Origin of the sequence: Nocardia sp. NPDC059240 (assembly GCF_042753865.1) — a bacterium.
Lineage (GTDB): Bacteria > Actinomycetota > Actinomycetes > Mycobacteriales > Mycobacteriaceae > Nocardia.
The window spans coordinates 208,107-233,338 of sequence record NZ_JBHZAC010000007.1 but is presented as its reverse complement, the minus strand read 5'-3'; the positions used below and the strand labels follow the sequence as shown (position 1 = coordinate 233,338).

Below are 25,232 nucleotides of genomic sequence, written 5' to 3'. Positions count from 1 at the left end.
ACCGAATCAAGCTACCATGCCAAACGGAGACATAGCCTCCGGATAATCCCGATTACTGTTAGGATTAGCCTGTGAATCCCGTCACCACCGCGCCACCACCTCGGCGTCTGCGCGCGGACGCCGCTCGCAATCAGCAGCGCATCATCGCGGCCGCCCGCGAGCTGTTCGCCGATCGCGGACTCGAGGTCACCCTCGACGACGTGGCCGAGCGCGCAGGCGTCGGCGTCGGCACGGTCTACCGCCGCTTCGCCAACAAGCAGGAGCTCATCTCCGAGGTCTTCGACCAGATGGTCACCGAACTGGGCGGAGCCGTGGATGTCGCACTGCACCACCCGGATCCCTGGCAGGGCCTGGTCGATCTGTTCGAGTACTCCTGCCGCCACATCGCGGTCAATCGCGGTTTCGGCGAGGTGATCCTCGAACTGCACGACAGCATGGACCGCTTCTGCGTCATGAAGGACCGCATCCGGCCCGGCATGCAGGCGGTCATCCAGCGCGCCAAGGACGTCGGCGCACTGCAGCCGGATGTCGAGGCGGGCGATTTCTTCGCCATGGTGAACATGGTCGACGGCATCGCAGGCTTCGCCCGGCCGGTCAATCCCGACGTCTGGGAGCGCTATATGGCGCTGATCCTCAATGGCGTGCGTGGTGACGGCGTGCCACGCATGCCGCTGACGCAACCGCCCTTGACCGAGGAAGAGGTGGAACGCGCGAAAGCCGCGGCGTGCCCACCGCGCAAACGGTAGCGCACATCACACTCCCGGTTTAGAGTTGGTCGCATGACCAACTCTTGGGTGAACTGGGCCGGAGATCAGAGCTGTACTCCGGCGTCCATTGCCGTACCCAGCTCGCCCGAGGACGTCGCGGCAGTACTGGCCCAGGCCGAGGCGAAAGGCCATACCGTCCGGGTCGCCGGATCCGGGCATTCCTTCACCGAGACCGTGCTCACCGACGGCACGCTCATGCGCCTCAACAAGCTCGACCGCATCCTGCACGTGGACCGCGCCACCGGCCTGGTCCGCGCCGAGGCCGGCCTGACGCTCAATGCCGCCAGCAATGCGCTGCACCCGCTGGGCCTGGCCTTCCCGAACCTCGGCGACATCGACGTGCAGTCGATCGCGGGCGCGACGGCCACCGGCACCCACGGGACCGGATCCAAGCTCCAGAACCTTTCCGCCGCACTGCAATCGGTGGAGCTCATGCTCGCCGACGGCAGCACGGTCGAGCTCAACGAGCAGACCGATCCGGACGGCTGGCGGGCAGCGCGGGTGAATGTGGGCGCGCTCGGCGTGGTCACCGCCGTCACCCTGCAGATGGTGCCGTCGTTCGTGCTCGAGGGCGTCGAGCGGCCACTGCCGGTCGAGGAGGTGCTCGCCGATCTCGACACCCATGTCGACGGCAACGAGCACTTCGAGTTCTACATGTTCGCGCACAGCCCGCTGGCCATGACCAAGCGCAACAACACCGTCGACCTGCCCGAGCAACCGCGCGGCAAAGCCGTGGACTGGTTCTCGGACATCCTGATGACCAACTACACCTTCGACGCCCTGTGCCGTCTGACGCGGCGCCGCCCGAGCCTGATCCCCACCATCCAGCGTGCCGCCGCCTACGCGGGCAGCTACCGCCGCCAGGTCGAGCGCTCCTACCGGGTCTTCGCCAGCCCCCGGCTGTTCCGCTTCACCGAAATGGAATACGCACTGCCACGCGAACATTCGGCCGACGCCATCCGCGAGATCAAGGAGGTGGCCAAGCACTTCGACACGGCGATGCCGATCGAGGTGCGCTGGGTCGCCCCCGATGACGCCTTCCTGTCCCCCGCCGGTGGCCGCGACACCTGCTACATCGCCGTGCACCAGTACCAGGGCATGGACTACGAACCGTATTTCCGTGCCTGCGAACGCGTTTTCGATCGATACAACGGCCGCCCGCACTGGGGCAAGCGGCACTTCCAGACCGCCGAGACGCTGCGCGAGCGCTACCCGGACTGGGAGAAGTTCGCCGAGGTCCGCCGCCGCTTCGACCCCAAGGGCCGATTCACCAACGCCTACATCGAACGCGTACTCGGCCCGGTGAATTGAACCCGGTGAACTGAAACAGGGCTAGTATCGGTTGCTGAAAGATCGCTGTAACTACCCGAGCGTGACCAACGTAGGGAGGTTCCGATGTCTTCTTTCGGCGACATGATGAACGAGGCCGGTGACAAGGCCAAGGATATGGCCCAGGACATGGGCGACAAGGCGCGCGAGGCCGCCGACAAGGCCCGCGACGATATGCAGCACGCGGGCGACGACATGAAGGAAAAGGTCGGCGGCCTCATGGGCAAGGTCAAGGAGAAACTGCACGGCGGATCGAAGTAAGGGACCCGCACCGATGCCGACGAATGACGACTTCGACGCCAACGCCGAGCGCCTGACCGACGACCTCCGCACCACCGCCGACGACCTGACCACCGATCTCGGGGTCACCGCCGCCGATCTGCGGGACCGAGCCGAGGCCGCCGCCGGGCAACTGGCCGAACGGGCCAGTGGCGCCGCCGCCGAACTCGCCGACCGTGCCCAGAACGCGGCCGCCGATCTCGCCGATATGGCGAAGGCATTCGCCGACAAGATCACTCCCGAAGATCTGCAATCCACCCTGGAACAGGTGCGGGCCAATCTGGATCACGCGGCGCAGGATGTGCTGGCCGCGGTGAACGAGATCGTCACCGCCGTGAAGAACAGGGCCGGAAAATAGTGCGGGCCACCGATTCCGGGTCGTCGGACCCGGAATCGGTTTCCGTTCATCACCGCGCGGCCGTCGCCCCCCGGGTCTTCTGGCCCGCCGCGATCGTGGTCACCGCGTTCACCCTCTACGCCATCGTCTTCCGCGACACCGCCGCCCGGCAGGCGAAAGCCCTGCAGGACAATGTGATCGGCGGATTCGGCTGGTACTACATCGTGATCGTCACCCTGTTCGTGGTGTTCGCGATCTGGCTGGGACTCGGCCGCTTCGGCGACATCACCCTCGGCGAGGACGGGGAGAAGGCCGAATACTCGCTGGGCGCTTGGCTTTCCATGCTGTTCGCGGCGGGCATGGGCATCGGCCTGGTGTTCTGGGGCGTGGCCGAACCGCTGTTCCACTACGAGGATCCGCGCCCGGGTGTCGGTTCGACGCCCGCGCAGCGCGCGGACTCGGCCATGGTGCAGACGTTTCTGCACTGGGGCATCCACCCGTGGGCCATCTACGTGGTGGTCGGCCTGGCCATCGCCTACTCGATCCACCGCAAGGGCCGCCCGGTGTCGATCCGCTGGTCGCTGGAATCGCTTGTCGGCGACCGCATTCGCGGCTGGCGCGGCGACATCATCGATATCGTGGCCGTGATCGGCACCGTCTTCGGCGTGGCCACCTCACTGGGCCTGGGCGTGCTGCAGATCTCGGCCGGATTGAATTACCAAGGCTGGCTGCACGAACCGGGCAAGGGCCTGCAGGTGGTGCTGGTAGTCGTAGTGACCGCGCTGGCCACCGTGTCGGTCGCGACCGGCGTCGACAAGGGCATCAAGCTGCTCTCGCAGGCGAATATGGGCGTGGCCGGTCTGCTGCTGCTCTACGTGCTGATCGCCGGCCCGACCCTGTTCATCGTCAACGACCTGGTGCAGAACATCGGCCAGTACCTGCAGACCCTGCCGAAGATCAGCCTCTACACCGGCGCGACCGAGGGCCCGGACGGCACCGCCTGGACCCAGCAGTGGACGGTCTTCTATTGGGGCTGGTGGATCAGCTGGGCCCCGTTCGTCGGTGTCTTCATCGCGCGCATTTCGCGCGGCCGCACCGTGCGCGAATTCGTGGCGGGCGTGCTGCTGGTGCCGACGGTGCTGACCTTCGTCTGGTTCGAGGTCTTCGGCGGCGCGGCCCTGCATCGCGAAATGCTCGGCGGCGGTGGACTGGTCGGCCCCGACGGTCCCGATCGCGACAGTTCACTGTTCGCGCTGCTCAATACGCTGCCTGGCGGATCGGTCACCGCGGGCCTGGCCGTGCTGGTGATCGTGTTGTTCTTCGTCACGTCCGCCGACTCCGGCGCGCTGGTGGTGAACATGCTGTCCTCGGGCGGCAATCCGGAACCGCCGACCTGGAGCCGGGCCTTCTGGACCTGCGCTCAAGGTGCGGTAGCCGTCGCATTGCTGGTGGCCAGCGGGACCGGCGCGACGGCCCTGACGACCTTGCAGACGGTGGCGATTCTCATAGCCCTGCCGTTCAGTGTCGTCATGCTCGCGATGTGTGTGGCGTTGGTGCGCACTTTCCGCCTCGAGGCCCCTTAGACTTCCATCCGGAAGATTACGAAATCGTCTCGGATTGGATTCACCGCGTCATGCTCAAAGGCTTCAAAGACTTCCTGATGAGGGGCAATGTCATCGATCTTGCGGTGGCGGTGGTCATGGGCACCGCCTTCACCGCCATCGTCACCTCGGTGACCAAGGGTGTGATCGAACCGCTGCTCGCGACCCTCGGCGGCAACAAGGAATACGGTCTGGGATTCCAGTTGCTGGCCGACAAGCCGTCCACCTTCGTGGCGCTCGGACCGATCATCAGCGCCGCGATCAACTTCGTCTGCGTGGCGGCGGTCCTCTACTTCGTGCTCATCCTGCCGATGAACACCTTCAAGAACCGGCTCACCAAGCCCACCGAGGTGAAGGCCGATCCGACCGAGCTGGAACTGCTCACCGAGATCCGCGACCTGCTGGCGAAGCAGAACGCGAACAAGTAGGTACGGGAGTCTCCACTAGGCTTAGCCGAGTTGTTGCCAGCAGCTCGACCACAAGCCTAGAGGAGACATTCATGGCATCCGCCCCGGCGAGCCGGTGGGCCATGCTCGCCGTCCTGTGCGCGAGCCTGCTGCTGGTGGCGATGGACGCGACGATTCTCAATGTCGCGCTGCCGTCGCTCATCGATCACATGGAACCCAGTCCCATGGAACAGCTTTGGATCGTCGACCTGTACGGACTGGTGCTCGGCGGCCTGCTCATCACCTGCGGCGCGATCGGTGACCGCTACGGGCGCAAGCGGTTGTTCCTCTACGGCTTCGTGCTTTTCGGCCTGGCCTCGATCGTCGCGGCGACGGCGCACGCCCCCGCCCAGCTGATCGCCGGACGTGCGCTGCTCGGCGTCGGTGGCGCGATGGTCATGCCGTCCACACTCTCGTTGATCCGCAATATCTTCACCGATGACAAGGAACGCACCCTGGCCATCGGCATCTGGGCGTCGGTGGCGGGCGCGGGCGCGGCCATCGGCCCGCTGGTCGGTGGCCATCTGGTCGAGGCGTTCGGCTGGTCGGCGGCCTTCTGGCTGAACGTGCCGGTGGTCATCATCACGGTGGCGGCCGGAGTGTGGCTGCTGCCGGAGTACAGCGCACCGGGCCACGGCAGCTTGGACTGGATCAGTGCGGTGGCGTCCGTGCTCGGCGTTGTCGCCCTCGCCTGGGGCATCAAGCATGTCGCCAAGGGCAATCCGGCGCTGATCGACCTGGTGATCCTGGTCGCGGCGTTCGTCCTGCTGGGGTACTTCGCCTATCGCCAGTTGCGCTCGCCGGACCCCTTGCTGGACGTCCGGCTGTTCAAGAATCGGGCCTTCACCGCCGCGGCGCTGGCCACCCTGCTGGCCATGCTCGCCATCGGCGCGGCCCTGTTCCTGATCTCCTTGTGGCTGCAATACATTCACGGCTACTCGCCCTCGCAGGCCGGTGTCCGCACGCTGCCCGCCGCCATCGCGACGCTGCTCGGATCGCTGGCCACCCCGTGGCTCATGCAGCATGTCGGCGTGCGCGCCCTCATGGGTTTCGCCTTGGGTGCGCTGGCAACGGGTTTCGCGGTGCTGGCCGCGGTGCCCGACACCACCTATCCGCTGGTCGCGTTCATCCTGGTCTGCCTCGGCATCGGCGACGGCGTGGCGATCACCACGGCCGCCGCCGTACTGGTGTCCGCGGTCCCGCCCGAGCGCGCGGGTCAGGCGGGCGCGGTCGAGGAGACGAACTACGAGCTCGGTATCGGTCTGGGCGTGGCGCTGCTGGGCAGCATTCACGGCCGCCTGTTCACCTCGCACATGACCGGATTGCCGCTACAGGGCGACGATCTGGCCGATGCGCAAGGCTCGGTGGGCGGCGCGGCCTACGTGGCCGAGAAGATCGGCGGACAGACCGGCGATCAGGTGCTCAGCATCGCCCAGCACGCCTACGATTCCGCCCTCACCACCACCTCCTGGATCTCCACCGCCATGGTCGGCTCAGTGGCGGTACTGACGGTGATCCTGGTACCCCGCGGCTTCAAGGCCACCGCCTCACACTGAGTGCCGTTATGCCAGTGACAGTTTGAGCTGCGCCAGCCCGGACCGGATGCGCGCCTTCACCGCCGGCAGCCCGATCCCCAACTGCGCTGCCACCTGCGCGTAGGTGAGCCCGCCGTAGAAGGCGAGCACCACCGATTCCCGCTGAAATGGTGTGAGCGAGGCCAATCCGAGCCGGATGGCCCGTTCTTCCTGGCGGCGCAGGATCTCCTCGGCCACCACATCGGTCGCGGGCCGGTAATCGCAAACGCCCCAGCGGTGTTCGTGACCGGCGGCGGTGCATTCCCGGCGCACTCGATCCACGGCCTGATGGTGAGCCAGCGTGGTGAGCCAGGTCAGCGCATTGCCGCGGGCCGGGTCGAAGCTGCCCGCGCTGCGCCAAACCTGCAGGTAGACCTCATGGCAGGTCTCCTCGGCATATCCGGTGTCGCACACGATGTTCAGGACGCGGGAGTAGATGAGCCCGCGGGTCCGACGGTAGAGCTCGGCATAGGCAGCCCGGTCGCCTTGCGCGACACGAACTACGAGTTGGTCGAATTCACTGCCTCGCCGGGTGCGGCGGGCAGCATGCGGATGAACTGCCTTGTGGGCAGCGGAAATTTGCGATGCACGTGAGGAATTCACGATCGCCCCCAGATCGACGGATATCGAGCACACAGGTCGATACGAGCCGTCGAGGACTGGGACGGTCGATAATTCGCACGGAAATCGGCCGGGGACAGGGGCTTTCGTTTCCGCCAGTTGTCCAGGCTACGCCCGGCTCAGCCGCACCGATACACGTTCCAATTAACCGAACGGCTTCCCGGCAAACCCCCGTGCGTCAAATATGCAGGCCCAGTTCGACTATCCCGTGCGACACCGCGTGCACGGTCACCCGATTGCGCCGGGCATGCGCGCGAATCAGCTCGAACGCCGCGTCCGGTGTCGTGTGATGCGCGTGCGCGATCACGCCTTTGGCCTGTTCCACCACGATCCGCGTGCTCAGCGCGTGCTGTAGCTCTTCGGTCACCCGCCGATGCCGCGCCACCAGATTGGAGGTGACGATATGACCGGTGGCCATGCCCGCCAGCAGGGTCGCCACCGACAGATCCTTCCCGGTCCAGGTCCGGGGCGCGCGCGAATACAGGCTCAGTACGCCGGCTTCGGTCTCGTCGAGGCGCATGGGGATCGCGGCCACCGAGGAAATCCGGTGCCGCCCAGCCAGATTGGTGTATTCCGGCCAGAGATCACCGTAGCTGCCGAGCTCGGTGACGGTCACCGGCGCGCCACAGGCGTACGCCACCACGCCCGGTCCCCGGTCGTGATCCCGCTGGCAGACCTCGAGATCCAGCAGTTCCTCCGGCACACCCATAAAAAATTCGGACCGGTCGCCTCGCAATTGCGGGGACAGCGCCACCGTCACACCACCCGGTTCCAGCACATCGATGGCACTGCGCATCAATTCGTCCAGAATCCGGGGCAGTTCATGTGCCGCGGGTAGCAGCCGCGCGAACCGCGCCAATACCGCTACCAGCAACTCACTGTCGGACACCGCCATCACCCCGCTCGGCGAACGCCGAAGCGCCCGCCACGTAAGTTCCTGTGCCGCTCTTGCCGTCAGCTCATGGTATTTGCCCGGCGGGGTGCCGCGGAACAGTTGCGCTCATTCCGCCTCGATCCGAATGCTGCGCTCCACCACCCGCCGTGCCACCTCGACCAGCGAAAGCCCGTGCGTGAAGGCGTATCCGCGCAGGCGGGCGTAGGCATCGGCGATATCGATCCCCAGTTGCGCGCTGGTCATGCCCGCCGCCTGATGAATCCACCTGCTGGACAACGGCTGTGCCCACTGCTGCGCCTCGTCCCCGGTGGCCAGCACCAGGCTGGCGGTGACCAGGTCGGCGATGTGCAAGGCCGCGGACAACAGTCGCGGTCCCGGACGGCCGATCGCATCCCGGTACAGATCCACCGCCCCGAGCCGAATCGACCCCAGCCGCAACGGCACCGCGAACAGCGATCCGGACACCGTCCCTGGCGACGCCGCCAGCGCCTCCGCGAAGCCCGGCCAGTGCTCGCAGTCCACGCTCAGCTCCGAGACCACCACCGGCACCCCGTCGGCCACCGCCGTGACCGCGGGCCCCTCACCGGCCGTGGCCTGTGCGAGCTCTACCCGTTCGGCGAATTCGTCACTGGCGCACCAGGGTTGCATACCCGCGTCGCGCTCTTCCAGCACGATGGCGGCCCGGCTCACCGGCAGCACCCGCACGCACGCGGAGCAGACGGCGACCAGTCCGCCACCCGCATCCCGCACGGCGCGCAGGAACTGTCCCGTCAACTGATCGAACTGCGACGAAGCCATCACCATCGAACCGCCCCACAATCATCGCCCGGCGATGAGTTATTCGGTGCCCGGGGCCAGTATCACTGTCACAGCTCGACAACGAACAGGGCCGAAAGTCACTGGGGGGCATGCGAAACACCGAGGCGGTAGAGCCCGCGCAGGTCGTAGGTGTGCGTGGCGACCGCACCCAGCGCCAGCCCGAAGCCCAGCCCGAACAGCGTCATCCAGATGCCGGTGCTCAGCCCCGCCTCCAGATGCCCGTCGAAGAACAGGATCGCCCGCACCGACAGATAGATCTGATGCATCGGCTCGAAGCTCGACAGCGCCGCGATCCAGCGCGGAATCGCCTCGACCGGAATCGAACCCGACGAGGACGGCAGGCCCAGCACCACGAACACGATCATGTTGATCAGCAGGCCCATGGTCCCGAAGGCCGCCAGCACCGACAACCCGGTCACCGCCACCGCGATGATGGCCAGCGTGCCGTAGAGGTACAGCGGCAGCGGCTGATCGATCGGCATGCCGAAGAGCCTGGCGATGCCCATGAACATGCCCGAGAGCACCGGCGCGGTGAGCGCGGCGATGGCCCACTTGATCAGCAGGGTGCGCCAGCGGCTGATGTTCGTCGGCTCGGGCGCGCGGAACCACGGACCGTATTCGGCCGGAAGATAACCCAGCACATTGTCGATCATCGAGTGGATGATCATGGCCCCGCTGAAGCCCGCGAACAGCAACACCAGCGTGTAGAAGAACGCCGACAGCCCCTGCCCGGTCCCGGCGGGCAGCGGTCGGTACGGACTGACCACCACGTCGATCGGCTGGGCCAGCTGCAACCGTGCCGCACCGCTCAATTCGGTGGCGGGCGCGCCGTCCTTCGGTGCCAGCGCGGCCTTCACCTGATCGGTCAACTGCGCGCCGACGGTCGTATTGACCGTGGCCATGGCCCGATCGCTGACCCGCTGCATGATCGAGGACGCGTAGGTGCCCGCGCGCGGATTGGTCTGCACGGTGATCACCGGGCGCTCGATATCGCCGGGCACCACCGCGGCCGCCCCGAGAATCGACAGCCGCTTGGTGAAGTCGCCGGGAATGATGATCGCGCCGTAGATCTGCCCGTTGCTCAGCTGCTGCCGCGCCTCGTTGATGCCGACCACTCGCAGGTCGATCTTGTCGGCCGGGATCTTCTCGGTCAGCGCGGCCGCGATCTGGTCGCCGACATTGACGGTCTTACCGTTCATCACGTCACCGACGTCCTGGTTGACCAGGGCGATCGGGAAGTCGTGCAGGTTCTTCTCCGGGTCGGAGGTGTAGCCGAGGTACATGGTGCCGATCAGGGCCGCGAGCACCGTCAGCACCAGGGCCGGCGCGAGCCGGCCGCGCAGCGGCACCTTGCCCGTCACGGGCGCACCATCTTTCGTCATGCGACTGAATGTAGGCAGCGACAACAAAGTAGTCAACGTCAACATAGGCGAGTGTGTCCGATATCCTGCTCTCACCATGACCATCGCCAAGCGCAAGGCCCGCGAAGTGGTCGAGCGCGCGCGCTCCTACCACCACGGAGACCTGCGCGCCGAACTGCTGCGCCGCGCCGAGGAGACCCTCGGCGCGTCCGGGGTGGACGGTCTGTCGCTACGCCAGCTCGCGCGCGACACCGGCGTCAGCCACGCCGCGCCGAGCCGCCACTTCCGCGACAAACAGGCCCTGCTGGACGCCTTGACCGTAGCCGGATTCGACCGGCTGGCAGCCGGATTCGAGCAGGCCGCCGCCACCGGCACCTTCCCCGAGCGCCTGCGCGCCATGGCTCATGCCTATCTGCGTTTCGCCATCGACAATCCGGCCCTGCTGGCGCTGATGTTCGCGCGCAAGAACAGTCCCAGCGTCGCGATCGGCGAGGCCGCGGCCCATGCCTTCGCCGTGCCCATCGAGATGGTCGCCGACGCGCAGGCCGGTGGCGAAGTGGTACCCGGCGAGCCGCGCCGCATCTGCCTCTCCGCGGTGGCCGCGTTGCACGGACTGGCCGCCATCCTCGGCTCCGGCCTGGTTCCGGGCGAGGAGGCCGACAGTCTCTTCGACGAGATGGTCGGCCACATGATGGACGGTTTGCGCCCGCGACAGTGAGCCCGTTTGCGCCCTCGACGCTGAGGTGAAGCATTCACCCGTAACCTTTCGGGCGTGACGATCGAGAAACGACAGTGACGATCGAAGGCAGGCAGTACGGCGGACGCGCCGTGACCGAACGAAAAGCAGAACGCCGGCAGCGTTTCCTCGACGCGGCCATCCACATCTTCGGTGAGCGCGGCTACGCCAACTGTTCACTGGCGGATGTCTGTGCGGCCGCCGGACTCTCCAAACGCCAGTTCTACGAGGAGTTCCAGACCCGTGAAGACGTCCTGGTCGCGGCATACGACCAGATCCAGGACATGTCCGCGCTGGCCCTGGCGACCGCGGTGAGCACCATGGGCCCCGATCCGGACCCGACCGATACCGTGACCCGGGCGGTGACCGCCTTCCTGAACTCCATCGGCGCCGACCCCTTCCGCGCCAAGGTCGCCTTCGTCGAGGTGGTCGGTGTGAGCGAGCGGATGGAACGCCACCGCCGCGACCGCCGCCATGCCTGGGTCGACACCATCCGCCTGGCCATCGGGCCGCTGGCCGGATCCAACGCCACCATTCGCGGCAACGCCGAACTCGCGGGCAGCGCCCTGATCGGCGCGATCAACGGTCTGGCCCACGAATGGCTGCTGTCGGACCCGCGGCCACCGGTCGGTGAACTGGTGGAAGTGCTGGTCCCCATGGCGGTTTCGCTGATCACGCGCGAGCCTGCCTGAGCGGTTACATGAGTTGTCGCATGAAGTAGGTGTATTCGAGGGCGCTGGTGTGCGCCTTCTCGTCGTTGTTGGCCCCGCCCCCGTGGCCACCCTGCGTGGCCTCGTAGAACAGGTAGGGATCGCCGAATTCGGCTAGTCGGGCGGCGAACTTGCGGGCATGTTGTGGCCCGACGCGATCGTCTTTGGTAGTGGTCCACACCAGCGGCCGCGGATACTTCACGCCCGGCTTCAACTGCGCATAGGGCGAAATGGAAGCCAGGAAGGCCCGCTCGTCCGGATTGGACACCGAGCCGTACTCGCCCACCCACGACGCGCCCGCAGCGATGTGCTCGTAGCGCAGCATGTCCAGCAGCGGTACCTGAATGTCCACGGCGCTGAACAGCTCCGGATGCTGAGTGAACTCGACGCCCATCAGCAACCCGCCGTTGGACCCGCCCTGAATGCCCAGCCGCCGCGGCGAAGTGATCTTGCGTGCGATGAGATCGTTCGCGACCGCCGCGAAATCGTCATAGGCCTTCTGCCGGTGCGTCTTCAACGCCGCATCGTGCCAGGCCGGACCGTACTCGCCGCCGCCCCGGATGTTCGCGATGACGTAGGCCCCGCCGTGTTCGAGCCACGACTTGCCGAGTTGCCCGTTGTACCCGGGTGTGGACGAGGACGCGAATCCGCCGTAACCCCACACGATGGTCGGCGTGCTGCCGTCGTAGGCCAGGTTGGCCGGATGCACGATGAAATACGGCACCTGCGTGCCGTCGGCCGAGGTGGCCTTCAGCTGCTCGACCGTCAGATGCGAGGAATCGAACCGTGCCACTGCGGCTTTGACCTGGTTCAGCGCTCCGGTCGCGGTGTCGATACGCCAGAACGTGGTCGGGGTCAGCATCGAGGTGACCGAGAGGTAGGCGGTCTCGCCCTGCGAGTCGGCGTCGATCCCGGAGATGGTGGCGTTGTCGGGCAAGGCAATCGGCGCGGACGTCCAGCCGGTGGGCGTCGGGGTGTAGACGGTGGCACGGCCCTTCACGTCGTAGAGCGAGGTCACTACGACGTGACCGCGCGTCGTCATGACGCCCTGCAAGGTCTCCTGCGGCCCGGGTTGGTACACGAGCGTGGCCTTCAGCGCATCCGGATGGGCCGTCAACTCGTCCGCATCGAGCGATACCAGCGAGCCGGACCGGAAGCCCGCCCAATCCTCTTGCAGCGCGACCAGAACCCGGTTCCCCACCATCCCCTGCACCTCGGACTTGGCCGGCAACGCGACCCGCGTCCCATCGACCAGGCTCACCCGCGCCTCGTAGAACGACGGCCGCCGCACAACGAGGTTCAGCCGTTTGCCGTCACCGCCGTCGAGCAGCACGGCGGCGGTGGCCAGCCCATCGCTCTGCTCACCGCGAGCGACCTCGACCGCCTGGTCCAGGTTCTGCCCACGCTGCAACCGCTTCAGCACGTACGGATACCCCGAGGTGGTCTTCTCCCCCGGCTGCCACTCCCGCGACACCAGCAGCGTGTCCGTATCCACCCAGGTGACGTTCTGCTTGCCCCGCGCCAGCGTGAAACCGCCGTCCACGAACCTGCCGGTCCCGAAATCGAATTCCCGCACGGTGACGGCGTCCTCACCGCCCTCGGACAACTGCACCAGGCACCGCTCATGCGTCACCGGATCGCAGGTCATCCCCTTCCACACCCAATTCTTGCCCTCGTCCCGGGCCAGCGCGTCCAGATCCAGCACGGTCCGCCAGTTCGGCTGCGGCGATTCGTAATCCGCGACCGTCGTCTCCCGCCAGATCCCGCGTTGATGGTCGGCGTCCTGCCAGAAGTTCCCGATCATCCCGTGATGGAACTCCGGCACCGGTAGCCGGTCGGCCGCGTTGGCCAGGGCCTTGGCCTGCGCGAAATTCTCGGCGTAGCGCGGATCCTGCTCCAGCACCCCGAGCGTCTTGGCGTTCTCCGCCGCCACCCACGCATCCACTCGCGGACCGCTGAGCTCCTCGAGCCACTGGTACGGGTCGCTCGCGGCCGTCGATCCGCCACACGCGGCCAGCAGCAGCGCCGCGAATCCCACCACAGCGGCCCGCATCCCACTCTGCCGAACGACCATGAACTCCCCCGTCCGATGCCCTGCGCGTCAGCGAGCAACCCTACCGCCGCGCACAGACAATCTGTCGGTGCCCGACGGCATGATCACGGATGTGAGCGACGAGCGCTGGGCCGATCCGCACGCCACCGTGGCGCTGCGGAAGCTGCTGCGCCGCCATCGCGACATCGTCACCACCGTGCTGGCGGCGGCGCGCTTGGACGGCTTGAACGAACTCGCGGACGCCGCAGCGGAATACGTCGTCACTCCCGAGGGACCGTGCACACCGCAGGGCGCGGCGGTCGCCTTCGCCATCGCACAGCATGCGGCGGTCGCGTATCGGACCGGTCCGCAGCGGGAGCGCGAGTTCATCGACCGGTTCATCGACAGCTGGATGGTCGAGCACGGGCACGAGTTCACCACCGCCGTCGCGGCAGCGAGACAAGGGATTCGGGTGGAGGATCCCGACCCACGCGCCGGCCGGATGACACCCTGGCTGCGCGCAACGGCCCCCGGCGAGGACCCCGCCCGCGGTGCCGAGGTCCTGACACGGCGAGTCGCGGCCCGGCTCGATCCACCGGCAGCCGGCGAGCCCACGCGCGCGGACGCGAAATCGGTGACCACCGACCAGATTCGGCGGTTCGAGGCCGCCATGGTCGACGGCCGCCGGTGGCGGGCTCACGCGTATCGCCGCCTTATCCTGGACGATCCGGCACTGAGCCAATTGGCGCGGTGGCTGGTCTGGGCCTGCTTCGACCGCCACGGCACCCCGACCAGCGCCTTCCGGCTCGATGCGGAGCACGCCTTGCAGGACGTCACCGGCACCCCGGTCGAGCTACCGGCGGACGCGCTACTCGGCGTGGCGCACCCGATTCATCTCGGCGATTCGCTCCCCGGCTGGCAGAACACGTTTGCCGACAACCGAATACGACAGCCGTTCGAACAGCTCGACCGCCGCACCTACACCCTGACCACCGCCGAGTCGGAGTCGAATCACCTGTCCCGCTTCGCCGATCGCCAGATCCGCACGAATCGCATCTTCGCGCTCCAGGAGCTGGGTTGGACGGTCACGCGTGAGGCACTGCACCGCCGCTTCGGCCCGACCCGCGAGCTCACGGTCGCCCTCGACCCCGGCATCGAGGGCGGTTACCGCTACGAGCCAGAGCGGCAACGCATCCTGTCGGTGGAGCTCCGAGGCGGCAGCTTCGGAGTCCTGGACCCGGTCACCGCTTCGGAGCTGATCCGTCAGCTGGAACGATTGGCGGCGTGACGCCCCGCCCGGCGGCCGAAGAACGATCCGGATCCGAGCTGGGTGCCACTCGAATACCCCCTACCGTCCTGCGCCAGCGTCGAGGCGGTGGCACCGGCCGCATACAGCCCCGGAATCGTTGATCCGTTGTCGCGCAGCACTTCCCCGTCGACGGAGGTGCTCAGTCCGCCGAGCGTGAACCCCGCGTACAACGCCTTGCCCAACGTCAGATCGAACGCCGCCCACGGCCCGCTGTCCTGCGCTGCCAGCCACTCACCTGCCTTGTGGAAATCCGGATCCTCGCCGCGCGCCGCATGCTCGTTGTACCGATCGAGCGTGGATTGCAGTGTCTCGTAAGGAATTCCGAGTGCCGCCGCCATCTCCTCCACGGTTTCCCACCCGTCGATGAACGGTGCGAGCGGGAACATCGGCCGTTCCATATGCTCGGAATCCACGATCAAATACGCCACCGCCCCCGGCTGGTCGAGCACGAACGCCGAAGTCCGCGAATGATACGAATCCTCGGCGACGAACCGTTCCCCCTTGCGGTTCACAATGATCCCCGTCAACAGCTTCGACGGCGGATACACCGGCGCGGTCACGAACGCCTGATCCATCATGCGGGTACCCGCACCCGCGGACACCCCCAGCCGAATCCCGAGCCCGTCATCGAACGGCGTGCCGAGCACGAACGGTTTCTCGGTCAGCCACGGCACATGCTCGGCCACCATCTCCGTGTTCATGACGAACCCGCCCGCCGCCAGCACCACCGACTTCGCCCGCACCGCACCGGTATTGCCGAGGTTCTTCCAGCCCACCCCGGCCACCGCACCGTCGGCGTCGACGATCAACTGGGTCACCCCGGTCTCGTACCGCACCTCGACGCCCAGCGCGGCAGCCCGCTTCACCAGCAGTTCGATGATCATGGCCGCACCCTGGGTATCCCCCGGCACCGGCACCTTGTGCCCGCGCGGCGCGGGTGTCGCCTGTTCCCGGTAGGGCCAGACCTTTTCGTTGCCGGTGTACATCAGTCCCTGGGTGCCCGGCTGGATGACGGCCTTCTCCGGGTAGTAGCTGCGCTCGAATTCGAACCCGAGGCTCTCGAGCCAGTCGAAATGCTCGACACTGCCGTCGCAGTAGGCGCGGATCTTGTCCGGTTCTGGATCGCGCGACACCGAGAGGAGGTATTTGTACATCTCCTCGGCCGAATCCTGATGTCCGGTCGCCTGTTGCACGGCGGTCCCGCCACCGAGATAAAAATGCCCGCCCGCGAGCGCGGTGGTCCCACCCGCGACTCCCGCCCGTTCGAGCACCAGCACGCGGGCCCCCCGCGCCGCCGCCTCGACCGCCGCGCAGCCGCCCGCGATCCCGAATCCGACGACTACCACATCGACATCATCCGACCACGAGGTAACCGTCTCGGCCGCAAGGGTTTCCGGAATCATCGTGCTCATTGCGCATCCCTCTTGATCTGCTCGAAGAACAGCCGCATATTCGGCCCGATCTCGGCGAGTTCGACGAACGGCACGCCCGCCGCCGCCCCGTCCAGATAAGCGAACCGCATCTGCCCGCCCATGTCCCCTTGCTGCACCACATCGATCCCCTGTGCCGCAAAGTCTTTCAGCGCCGCATCGAAGTCGGCGGGTTCCAGGCAGATGTGATGCAGACCCGGCCCCCCACGCTCGAGGAACTCGGTGTAGATCGACGCCCCCGCCACCGGCTGGATGAGTTCGAGCTGCATGTCACCGGCGTACGACAACGAGATGTGCGCGGTGAAATCGGCAGCCTCCCCCTGGTACACCGTGGTTTCCGGCCCGAACCGCACCTCCGGCATCCGCATCCACTTCCGCGCCCCGAGGAGTGGGCCGAGGAACTTCTCCCCCGCCGCGATGTCCTCGACGACCCAGGCGATCTGTGTGACGGGCCCGCCGGCCACGCTCATGCTGTCCACCCGGCCGAGTTAATCACACACGCTTAAATCCGCAAGGCCTACTCTTCGTCCGGATCCGGTTCACTCGGCGAGGTCCACCCCTTGTTGCTCACCCCGTAGAACGTCGAGACCAGCAGATACAGCACCAACGCCACGATCGGCGACAGGAATCCGATCCCGATGGTCACCGCGTAAACCAGCAGCCCCGGCCAGGCCCGCCACCGCTCCCGCCGCGCATAATCGGCCCCCAGCCCCGGCTTCAACATCTCGGGCCGCTTCTCGAGCTGCCGCCACATGGGAGCCCACGGCAGCGTCATGATCACCCCGACGATCCCGTACAGCGCGACCGCCACCACGGAATCACGTCGAGTCCCGTGCGCCAGACTGTCCGCGACCACGATCGTCGGGAACGGCACCAGCGAAACCCCCAGCAGCAGCATGAGATTCCACCACCTCAGCACATGATCGATGCGCCGCAACCGCCCGAAGAACGTGTGGTGGTTCATCCACACCACGCCGATGGTGATGAACGACGCCAGATAGGCCAGATACGACGGCCAGATGTGCCACAACTCCGACAAGAGCCGCCCCGGCTGGTGGGGCGGCACTTGCAGATTCAAAATCAAAAGGGTGATGGCAATCGCCATCACCCCGTCGCTGAACGCTTCGACCCGTGCGGTTCCGGTCAATGTGCTCTTCGAAACCGAACCCTCACTCATGCCCCGAAGCGTAACCCGATTCCATCCACGCCTCGGATCGCTTGGCCTGCTTGATAGTTCGCACGGTGATCGACATCAGTACCGCGGTGACACCGATCATCAGCACACTGGACAGCCAAGCCATGGTGTGGATGGGCAGCTGGTAGGCGAGCACCACCCGCAGCGCCGACTCCCCGATCATCCCCACACCCCACATGGCCGCGATCCGGTTGTGCGTCCGCCGCACCATCGGGATGTTGTCGAACTTGTACTGCATCTCCGCCAGCTTCTGCGGCGACCCCGAAAACGCCTTCCGCGCAGCCACATACGTGAGCGGCTTGCCCATCAGCGCACTGATCCCGAACGCCAACCCGATAACCCCGGTAGTCAGCGAATCTCGCACGATCATCATGCGAGCGTCACCGCTGATCATCGAACTGGCGATCCCGAAAACGAAGCCCGCCAGGATGAGCGCCGACATGACGTCCACCCGCCGAGCCCGAACCACCTCGATGACAACCATGACCCCCGAGATCACCGCACCCGCCAGCAGCGCGATGAAGTCGGAGTACCCCGCGGCATGCAGTCCGTAGTACGCGGCCAACGGCACCGCGATATCGCGGATGGTCGGTGCCAGCATGCGCAGCAGATTCGGACGAGTCTCCGCCCCCTGCGGCGCGTTCACAGCGAGAGTGTGATCAGCCATTTCGGAACTCCTGTAATCGTTTGATCGCTACAGGTAGAACGGTACGAAGATCCGCCCCGCCCCGAATCTGCCAACCATCACTTCTCCGCCATGACAGTTGTCATGCCGCCCACCGCCGCAGCCGATTCCAGCCGATGCCCCTTGGTCTCCGGAGCACCCCACACACAGATCCCGAACCCCACGGCCGTCACCGCCGCCGCGAACAGAAACGTCGGTCCCATCCCGAGGTGATCAAGCGACCAGGGCAGCAGATAGGTCCCCAACGCCGCCCCCACCCGGCTGATCGAGGTCGCGAACCCGACTGCCGTGGCACGAATGTGGGTGGGGAACAACTCATTCGGATAGGTCCAGTCCAGCACATTGGGCCCGCCACAGAAGAACGCGTACAGGCACAGCATCCCGAACCCCAGCACCGCGGGCATCGCCGGCCAGACTCCGATGAACAGCACCGGAATGATCATCAGCCCGAAGCACCAGACAATCGTCGGCCGCCGCCCGACCGTATCGATCAACCGCATGGCGGGCAGGCAGCCGAGCAGGAACACCAAGCTGATCAGCGCAGTCCCCAGCGTGTCCATCCAGGTCCCCGCAGGCAGACCGAAGGACGCCAGAATCTGCGGCCCGAAAGTCAGCATGGCGAACAACACCGCCACCTGGCACAGGAAGAACCCACTGCAGAAGATCGTCCGCTTGCGATAGGCAGGCCGAAACAACTCCCGCAACGACCCATGCGGCACCGGCTCATCCGACTCCACCAGCGACGCCGGATCCACCCGCACATGCAGATACTTCTGAATCATCTCGGCCGCCCGATCCGCCTTCCCATGCTGAGCCAACCACCGAGGCGACTCCGGCGCCGTACTCTGCCGGATCACCAGAAAGAACGCACACAACACCGCCCCGCTAGCCAACTGCCACCGCCAACTCCCGTTCCCCCCGAACGTCAACAGCAAATACCCCACCACATAAGCCAACACCGACCCCGCATACCAAGCCACAATCTGAAACCCGAGCAACTTCCCCCGCTGCCTCACCGGCAACCACTCCCCCAGCAACGAGGTCGCAATCGGATAGTCCGCCGCCACCGCCATCCCGAGCACGAACCGCAAAATCACAATAAGCCAAATAGATTCGGCCCAGAACGACGCAATCGAGCAGGCCCCCATCACAATCAGATCCGCCGTATACATAACCTCCCGCCCCACCTTGTCCGTCAAAACCCCGAACAAGGCCCCACCCACAAACATCCCGATAAGGGCAGAAGCCCCAATCAACTGAACATCCCCCGTACTCAAATCCAACTCGGCATTCATCCCGATGAGCGCCGTCCCCACAATGCTCAAGATGTACCCATCAAGCAACGGCCCCCCAGAACAAGCCACAGCCAACCTCTTATGAAACGAGGTAAACGGCGCATCATCAATAACCGAACTCACGCAGCCTCCTAAACCCAGGAAAACCAAAGCAATCGTTCAGCAACCCCAGGAACGTACCCGCCGCACCCCCACCTCAACGCCGGACACGCACCCCTCCCCCCGTTTTGTCTCTGGAAGGTGATCCGCTATCTCCGAACGGGCTCCGGGGCGTCAGACGCAGCTGAGATCACGCCCGTGACCACCTGCTGCTTGAGCAGCAGGCGGTGGGCGACGTAGTAGGCGGGTACCACAACAAAGGCGATCGGTTCGTCGGGGTCGCACACACCCCAAGGCTCCTGGGTGTCGGCGTCGAGCGGAGTTCCGGGCTCGTGGCCGAATTCCCATCGATGGTCATGCCCGAGATCGGCTGCCGCCTGCCGTATTTCGGTTGCCCGTTGCAGAAGGTCGTATTCGAGTTGCGCGGTGTCGGTCGATGCGGATCCGAAGATCTTCTCGACCGCGGCGCGGTCGATCTCCGGATACTTGAAAAGTGCTGCTGCACAGCGACTTATAAGATGAGCACGGTCGATGGACGGGGAACCCGAAGGAAGCAGCTGCGCGACGGCACGACGCAGATCCTGCTCGACGAATGAACGCAGCTGGTGCGAGATCTCGTAGTGGCCCAGATGGTCGGTGGTGGTGGCGTCGGGCTGTTCGGACCTGTGCTGGTTGGCCAGAATGACCGTTACCCGTGCGTTCATCTCCGCAAACTCGGACGAGAGCCTTGCGATGTCAGAAAAGAGCCGGTCGATGTCGAAGTGCATCTTCGGCAACGTCTCCCGATCCAGATGCTGACAGTAGATCGATAATCGCTGCAGGTAATCTTCGAGCTCGTCGAGTCGAATCGGAGCGGATCGAGATCCGGCGCGGTGGTCACGTTCCTTCATCTGCGCATCACTTCCGAATCTTTCGTGTCGCCGCGGCAGGGCCCGGACCGTCCGGTTCAGTGGAATGATCAGTCACGAAATCGATGGTGACCCGGACGTTCCGATCGGACTCGAGGTCCCTACCTTTTACGGTGATCTCGGTCCCGCCGAAGGCCATGGTGACCTCTGCCCTACGGTCTGCCGTCGGAAGGGACAGGGAATCGGTCGCGTCGACTGTCATGTCACCGACCTCGTTGCAGCCGCTGTCGGTCACATACCGAGGTTCCGGATTCGTCGAGGTGACGATCTTGAAATTCATCGATTTCTGGCCTTCCTTCAGCGGCCAATAGGTTCGCCTGACTTCGTGTCCCGCACCGATGATCTCGCCGGCACGGACGAAGGTGTCGAATCTGTTGTTGCAGTACGCCGTGCCCGCATAGTCGTGCGTCCGGTACTTCTCGGGATCGAGCCCCTGTTCGAACGTCATGGCCGTGGAAACACCGTAAGTGAACCGAGAGCGACGTCCGACGATCGCAGTCGATGGCGCGAGCGCATAGTGCACGGCGCCGATCAACACCGCCCAGGCCGGCTTCGACGGAACCACCAGCGTCGAGCGGGATCCGATGCGCGCACGCAGCTGGTTCTGCAGATGCCTGGACTGGGCGAACCCGCCCACCAACAGAATCCGGCCCACACCCGCATCGCCGATGCGTGCGAGCTGGTCGTCGACCAGATCGAGAATCGGCTCCACCGTGCGGTCGAACAGACCAATGGCCTCCTCGGGATCGAGGATGATCTCGTCGTCGATTCCGTGTTGCGCGCGTGCCAGTTTCGCGCGTGCGTCAGTATCGAGATTGCGGTACAGACGATTGCTCAGCGGAACGACCAGGGCGTGCCCCGCCGTCGGATCGAAGCTGAGCTTCGCGCGCTCCCAAGCATCGAGCAAATCGGCGAACGCACCTCGATCTGCGTCGTAGGCCGCGTCGAGCGCACCCCGACCGAGCCGCCGGACCATTGCCTGACCGATGAAATCCTGGTCCACGTAGGTCGACCCGTGGCCGCCCCCGGAGGTGTAACCGATCTCGGTCAGGCCCGTGGCGGCAACCTCGTACGCGGTGATGTCGACGGTACCGCCACCCGCATCGACAACCATGAACCGGTCACCCTGCTTGTCGGCACCGGGCAACCCGGCATCGTGGCGGCAGTACAGCGCCGCGACCTCAGGTTCGACCGCGAGTAGCAGTCGCTTACCGGGTATACCAGCGCTTTCCGCGCACTGGCGCATGATCTGACGCTCCCGATCCCGCCAGATCGCGGGAACGGTGAGACACCAGAGGATTTCCTTCTCGGTGACCCCACTCCGAGCCACGATGTCCTGCAGCGCGAACCCGAAGAAGAGCTGCAGATACGTGGTGACCAGATAGGTACTCATATCGGCGCGGCGCGCCACCGAGGTGCCCGGCACATTCGGATCAGGATCCTGCAGCAAATCCATCTTGAACTGATCCACATACTCGAAAGCTCCTGTCCGAGAATCGGTATGGAACCTTCGCCGAGCCTGATGCCCCCACTCCACCGGCGTACCATCAGACCCGAGCAACAGTGCGGTGCGATTCTTGATGTAGCTGCTGGGCTGCCCCGCCCATTCGTCGAAGAAATGAATACTGCGCTGCCGCGGCTCCCGATCCCGCTCCGAAGTGAACGCCCACGCAAACCCCGTCCCGTGCGTCCCGAAGTCAATAGCCGCGACAATCCTGTGTTTCACGACATACCCCCGTATCTCTCAGTCCGCCAGAATATTCCGACTCCAGGCGACACGCAGAGACATTCGAACAACCAACCCAGATACCAACTGGTCCCCCCACAAATCCCGCAAGCCCCCAACCCGACCAACAACAAGAGCACCACAATCCAACCGTGATCTGTCTTGTCCCTGAAGGGTGATCCGTGCAGTCCGCAGGCCGGTAGGCGAGTCACGTCCCCCAAGTCGCGTCAGCTCAAGTCCGGTAGGGCAGGCGACGCAACCACACCGCCTGGTACATCCCACCGCGACGCAATCCCGTTGCGACCCAATCACGCAAGTAGTCTTCCCCCCGAGTTACCTGGCCTCGAGCATCTGAATCACATGTTGAGCCCAGCCCGACGCGAAGCCCGGGCGCGTGACTGCTGACGACGTTGCTCCGGGGTCGTGTAGACCTGCATCAACTCGGTCATGATGTTGACCGCGACACCCGGATCGAAGATCGACCCGGTCGGCTCCGCGTCCGGGACTCCGGCGGCGGTGACCGGCGGCACGACGGTGGTCGGGAAAAGGTAGAGGCTGCCTTCAGGCTCGGTGGTGACCGATTCCCCAGTGGGCGTGCACCATTCGACGACCCGCCCGGGGTGGTGACGCACGGTCCACCCGTTGGTATGGTTGTCGGCCAATGTCTTGAGCCGGTGGTGACGGCGGCAACGTGCCCCGAGGTTGGCTTCGGTGGTGCGGCCCCCGGCCTGCGGGTTGATGTGGTCGAACCGGTCCTGGTGGTCGAGATCGCTGGCCGCGGCGGGGATGTGGCAGCCGGGCGCCCGGCAGATCCCATCGATCGCACGGGCTTGCCGCGCGGTGCGGGCACTGGGCCGGTAGCGCAATTCGGTGGTGCTGTCGGTGTTTTCGGCCCGGCGGGTGGTGGTGGTGGGCGGGGAGGTGGTGTCTGCAGCGGCGGAGCCGGTTTCCGCACCAGCGGCGGTCGCAGTGCCGGTGGCGGTGTTGATGGACGCGGTGGTGACGGTGGGGGATCCCGCAGCGCGAGCTGCAGTGGTGGGTGTATCGGTGTCGACAATCGAGGTCATGACCGCAGCCGGGGCGGCGTAGCCGGTTTCCGCAACAGCGATGGTCGCAGCGTGGCCGGTGGTGACGCCGTCGGTCGCGGTGGTGACGATGAGGGATCCCGCGGCGGGGGTGGCCGCACCAGGCCTGGCGGTGGCCCGTTGACTGGTGATAGCAGTCGAGGTGGCGACCGGAGCGAGGGCGGCGGAGCCGGTTTCCGCACCAGCGGCGGTCGCAGGGTTGGTGGCAGCGTTGATGGTCGCGGTAGTGGCAATGAGGGATGCCGCAGCAGGTGTGGTGGTCACGGGGGTAGCAGCAGCCGCGCAGAGGATTACGGCGGGCGAGGTGGTGTCGGCGACGGCGTCCGCCGCCGCGACGATTCCCGTGGCGATTGCGACGGTGTTGGTGGTGGAGCAGGTGTCGGTGATGATTTCGAAGCGGGCGTGGCGGGCGATCTGGCGGGCCAGGTCGGGGTCGATGGCGCCGAAGCCGGAGAGGAGGGCCGGGTTGTCTTGCAGGCCGGCCAGGGTTTCGGCGGAGACGCCCACTTGGACGAGGGCTTTACGGGCTACGGGGAGATCGCCGAGTACAGCGCGGGGGCAGTCGGCGTGGCCGCACTGGCACAGCAGGCGGCCGGTGCCGTCGGCGAGGGAGACGAGGGCGTCGGCGCGGCGTTGGGCGACGGTGCGGGGGTCCTTGGCGCAGCACTGGGTTGACGCCATCTCGCGGAGGCGCTCGTAGAGGGTTTGGCCGCCCGCGGCGGGGAGGACGCCGTCGAGGAGGGCGGTGCCGTCGTCGTGGGCGGTGATGGAGACGTAGCGGTCGGCTTCGGCGGACTTGCGGCGGGCCGCCTGACCGGCAGGGTCGGCTTCGAGGAGGCGGCGACGCGCGGTGCGGCGGATGCGCTGCGGCTCAGACTTTTCCGCGTACGCGGCCAGGTCGGGCTCCAGCTCGGTGAGCAGCTCGTCGGAGGCGTTCGTGAGGGACTTGCTGATCGCGCGGGTCTGAGCCAGATCGATACGGCCTTCGGCGAAGGCCTCGCGGGTGGCCGGGTAGCGGTTCTCCAGATCCAGGCCGAGGGCGATCAGGCCGTCGGCGGAGGCTTGCGAAACCTTCAGTGCGATACCGATTTCGGTGGCGGTGTCCTCACCCGCGTTCAGGTTGCTGACACCCAGGTCGAGCTGCTGGGTGCGACGCAGGTGGTAGAGGCTGGTCATCAACGCGATCTCTTCGGATTGCAGGGCAGCAATCTGCGAGTGCACGGCACGCAGATGCGCGACAACCGCTTGCGCGGTAACGAGCTCATCTGCGATATCGGTCATGCATTCGATCATAGTTTCGAATTTGACGACACGGCAGGATGATCAGACAGACACGCCTGTAAACCTTTGGCTAATAATGCTTCTCGACAGCAAAGGCTCTTTGCAAACACTCTTTGCAACGCTACCGTTGAGAGATGGCCGATCAGCCGGAGACCGAGTTCATTACCGATGTGGCAGTCCTGCGCCTCCTCGCACACCCACTGCGGCGGCGGATCGAGGAGCATCTCCGGGCCGGGCCGGTCAATGCCACGAGCCTTGCGCAGGCGCTCGGCGAGAACACCGGGCTGACCAGTTATCACCTGCGGCAACTGGCCAAGCACGGGTTCGTCGAGGAAGTACCCGAGCTTTCCAATGGCAAGGAGCGGTGGTGGCGGGCGGTGCCACGGGATCGCCGTTTCCCTCGGTACAGCGGTCAGAGCGAGGAGATGCGCACGGCCAGTGGCGAAGTCGCACGGCAGCACCTGGCCGAGGTGGTGGAGCTGTACGAGTCCTTCGAGCGCAATGCCGACGAGATGGGTTCGTGGGCAGATGCTTTCGTTTACTCCCGGTCCACAATCCGGGTTGATCAGGCTCGTTTCGAGGAGTTCTTCGAGGAGTACATCGCGCTCGTCAAGCGTTTCGGCGCGCCCGAGGGTGATACCGATGACGGCCGAAAAGCCGTGCTGCTACGCATGTTCAGCTTCCCGGAGATGTAGTCCGGGCCGATAGCGGA

Annotated in this window: 24 protein-coding genes; 11 read left to right on the top strand and 13 right to left on the bottom strand. The window is 65.8% G+C overall.

Translation table 11 applies throughout. From position 1 onward, the window contains the following. Window positions 1-71: 71 nt before the first annotated feature. The 7 genes from ACFXHA_RS26190 (at window position 72) to ACFXHA_RS26160 (ending at window position 6,315) form a co-directional block, all read left to right on the top strand. The gene (locus ACFXHA_RS26190) at window positions 72-746 is read left to right on the top strand and encodes a TetR/AcrR family transcriptional regulator (RefSeq protein ID WP_379361153.1); all 675 of its coding nucleotides are present in this window, start codon (window positions 72-74) and stop codon (window positions 744-746) included. 33 nt (window positions 747-779) lie between these two features. After that, entirely contained in the window at window positions 780-2,078 is a 1,299-nt protein-coding gene (locus tag ACFXHA_RS26185) for a D-arabinono-1,4-lactone oxidase (protein WP_379361151.1), read from the top strand. An 84-nt stretch (window positions 2,079-2,162) separates the two neighbouring features. Then, the gene (locus tag ACFXHA_RS26180) at window positions 2,163-2,357 is read left to right on the top strand and encodes a CsbD family protein (RefSeq protein ID WP_379361149.1); all 195 of its coding nucleotides are present in this window, start codon (window positions 2,163-2,165) and stop codon (window positions 2,355-2,357) included. A gap of 13 nt (window positions 2,358-2,370) precedes the next feature. Then, a complete protein-coding gene (locus tag ACFXHA_RS26175) occupies window positions 2,371-2,733 on the top strand; it encodes a hypothetical protein (RefSeq protein ID WP_379361147.1) in 363 nt (120 codons plus the stop codon). Beyond that, window positions 2,733-4,295, top strand: coding sequence for a BCCT family transporter (locus ACFXHA_RS26170; protein WP_379361145.1), 1,563 nt, complete (start codon window positions 2,733-2,735; stop codon window positions 4,293-4,295). The genes ACFXHA_RS26175 and ACFXHA_RS26170 overlap by 1 nt, the downstream gene beginning before the upstream one ends. Window positions 4,296-4,345: 50 nt before the next feature. Further along, window positions 4,346-4,741 (top strand): large conductance mechanosensitive channel protein MscL, encoded by a 396-nt coding sequence (mscL, locus tag ACFXHA_RS26165; protein WP_379361143.1) that lies wholly within the window; start codon window positions 4,346-4,348, stop codon window positions 4,739-4,741. A gap of 71 nt (window positions 4,742-4,812) precedes the next feature. Continuing rightward, entirely contained in the window at window positions 4,813-6,315 is a 1,503-nt protein-coding gene (locus ACFXHA_RS26160; RefSeq protein ID WP_379361141.1) for an MFS transporter, read from the top strand. Between the two features lie 6 nt (window positions 6,316-6,321). Here ACFXHA_RS26160 and ACFXHA_RS26155 read toward each other — a convergent pair whose 3' ends face one another. The 4 genes from ACFXHA_RS26155 to ACFXHA_RS26140 form a co-directional block, all read right to left on the bottom strand. Next, on the bottom strand, window positions 6,322-6,936 hold the full coding sequence (locus ACFXHA_RS26155) for a sigma-70 family RNA polymerase sigma factor (protein WP_379361140.1): 615 nt from the start codon (window positions 6,934-6,936) through the stop codon (window positions 6,322-6,324). Window positions 6,937-7,132: 196 nt separating this feature from the next. After that, window positions 7,133-7,843 (bottom strand): ANTAR domain-containing protein, encoded by a 711-nt coding sequence (locus ACFXHA_RS26150; RefSeq protein WP_379361138.1) that lies wholly within the window; start codon window positions 7,841-7,843, stop codon window positions 7,133-7,135. Between the two features lie 111 nt (window positions 7,844-7,954). Next, window positions 7,955-8,647: a GAF and ANTAR domain-containing protein gene (locus ACFXHA_RS26145; RefSeq protein ID WP_379361136.1), complete on the bottom strand. Its 693-nt coding sequence runs from the start codon at window positions 8,645-8,647 to the stop codon at window positions 7,955-7,957. 98 nt (window positions 8,648-8,745) lie between these two features. Continuing rightward, the gene (locus ACFXHA_RS26140) at window positions 8,746-10,050 is read right to left on the bottom strand and encodes a DUF3533 domain-containing protein (protein ID WP_379361134.1); all 1,305 of its coding nucleotides are present in this window, start codon (window positions 10,048-10,050) and stop codon (window positions 8,746-8,748) included. Window positions 10,051-10,126: 76 nt separating this feature from the next. Here ACFXHA_RS26140 and ACFXHA_RS26135 point away from each other — a divergent pair, with 76 nt between their 5' ends. Next, the gene (locus ACFXHA_RS26135) at window positions 10,127-10,747 is read left to right on the top strand and encodes a TetR/AcrR family transcriptional regulator (RefSeq protein WP_379361132.1); all 621 of its coding nucleotides are present in this window, start codon (window positions 10,127-10,129) and stop codon (window positions 10,745-10,747) included. A 110-nt stretch (window positions 10,748-10,857) separates the two neighbouring features. Continuing rightward, window positions 10,858-11,457 (top strand): TetR/AcrR family transcriptional regulator, encoded by a 600-nt coding sequence (locus ACFXHA_RS26130; RefSeq protein ID WP_379361130.1) that lies wholly within the window; start codon window positions 10,858-10,860, stop codon window positions 11,455-11,457. A gap of 4 nt (window positions 11,458-11,461) precedes the next feature. Here the strand turns inward: ACFXHA_RS26130 and ACFXHA_RS26125 are convergent, their stop codons facing one another. Next, on the bottom strand, window positions 11,462-13,549 hold the full coding sequence (locus ACFXHA_RS26125) for a prolyl oligopeptidase family protein (RefSeq protein ID WP_379361128.1): 2,088 nt from the start codon (window positions 13,547-13,549) through the stop codon (window positions 11,462-11,464). A gap of 67 nt (window positions 13,550-13,616) precedes the next feature. Here ACFXHA_RS26125 and ACFXHA_RS26120 point away from each other — a divergent pair, with 67 nt between their 5' ends. Further along, a complete protein-coding gene (locus ACFXHA_RS26120; RefSeq protein WP_379361126.1) occupies window positions 13,617-14,795 on the top strand; it encodes a DUF4132 domain-containing protein in 1,179 nt (392 codons plus the stop codon). On the opposite strand, the gene ACFXHA_RS26115 is transcribed toward ACFXHA_RS26120, so the two are convergent. The 8 genes from ACFXHA_RS26115 to ACFXHA_RS26080 form a co-directional block, all read right to left on the bottom strand. Further along, entirely contained in the window at window positions 14,771-16,228 is a 1,458-nt protein-coding gene (locus ACFXHA_RS26115) for an FAD-binding protein (RefSeq protein ID WP_379361124.1), read from the bottom strand. The genes ACFXHA_RS26120 and ACFXHA_RS26115 overlap by 25 nt on opposite strands. Beyond that, on the bottom strand, window positions 16,225-16,716 hold the full coding sequence (locus tag ACFXHA_RS26110; RefSeq protein WP_379361122.1) for a VOC family protein: 492 nt from the start codon (window positions 16,714-16,716) through the stop codon (window positions 16,225-16,227). Before ACFXHA_RS26110 ends, ACFXHA_RS26115 begins: the two co-directional genes overlap by 4 nt. A 47-nt stretch (window positions 16,717-16,763) precedes the next feature. Next, window positions 16,764-17,423 (bottom strand): TMEM175 family protein, encoded by a 660-nt coding sequence (locus tag ACFXHA_RS26105; RefSeq protein ID WP_379361120.1) that lies wholly within the window; start codon window positions 17,421-17,423, stop codon window positions 16,764-16,766. Beyond that, complete coding sequence (locus tag ACFXHA_RS26100; protein WP_379361118.1) at window positions 17,416-18,108, bottom strand: VC0807 family protein; 693 nt, start codon at window positions 18,106-18,108, stop codon at window positions 17,416-17,418. The genes ACFXHA_RS26105 and ACFXHA_RS26100 overlap by 8 nt, the downstream gene beginning before the upstream one ends. A 77-nt stretch (window positions 18,109-18,185) precedes the next feature. After that, window positions 18,186-19,544, bottom strand: coding sequence for an MFS transporter (locus tag ACFXHA_RS26095; RefSeq protein WP_379361116.1), 1,359 nt, complete (start codon window positions 19,542-19,544; stop codon window positions 18,186-18,188). Between the two features lie 125 nt (window positions 19,545-19,669). Continuing rightward, window positions 19,670-20,410, bottom strand: a complete 741-nt coding sequence (locus ACFXHA_RS26090; RefSeq protein WP_379361114.1) for a hypothetical protein — start codon at window positions 20,408-20,410, stop codon at window positions 19,670-19,672. Window positions 20,411-20,417: 7 nt separating this feature from the next. Beyond that, complete coding sequence (locus tag ACFXHA_RS26085) at window positions 20,418-21,821, bottom strand: Hsp70 family protein (RefSeq protein ID WP_379361610.1); 1,404 nt, start codon at window positions 21,819-21,821, stop codon at window positions 20,418-20,420. Window positions 21,822-22,510: 689 nt separating this feature from the next. Further along, the gene (locus ACFXHA_RS26080) at window positions 22,511-24,520 is read right to left on the bottom strand and encodes a DUF222 domain-containing protein (protein WP_379361112.1); all 2,010 of its coding nucleotides are present in this window, start codon (window positions 24,518-24,520) and stop codon (window positions 22,511-22,513) included. Window positions 24,521-24,654: 134 nt separating this feature from the next. Between ACFXHA_RS26080 and ACFXHA_RS26075 the strand changes: the two genes are divergently transcribed. Continuing rightward, window positions 24,655-25,215 carry an ArsR/SmtB family transcription factor gene (locus tag ACFXHA_RS26075; protein ID WP_379361110.1) on the top strand — a complete coding sequence of 187 codons (561 nt, stop codon included), beginning with the start codon at window positions 24,655-24,657 and terminating at the stop codon, window positions 25,213-25,215. Window positions 25,216-25,232: the final 17 nt, after the last annotated feature.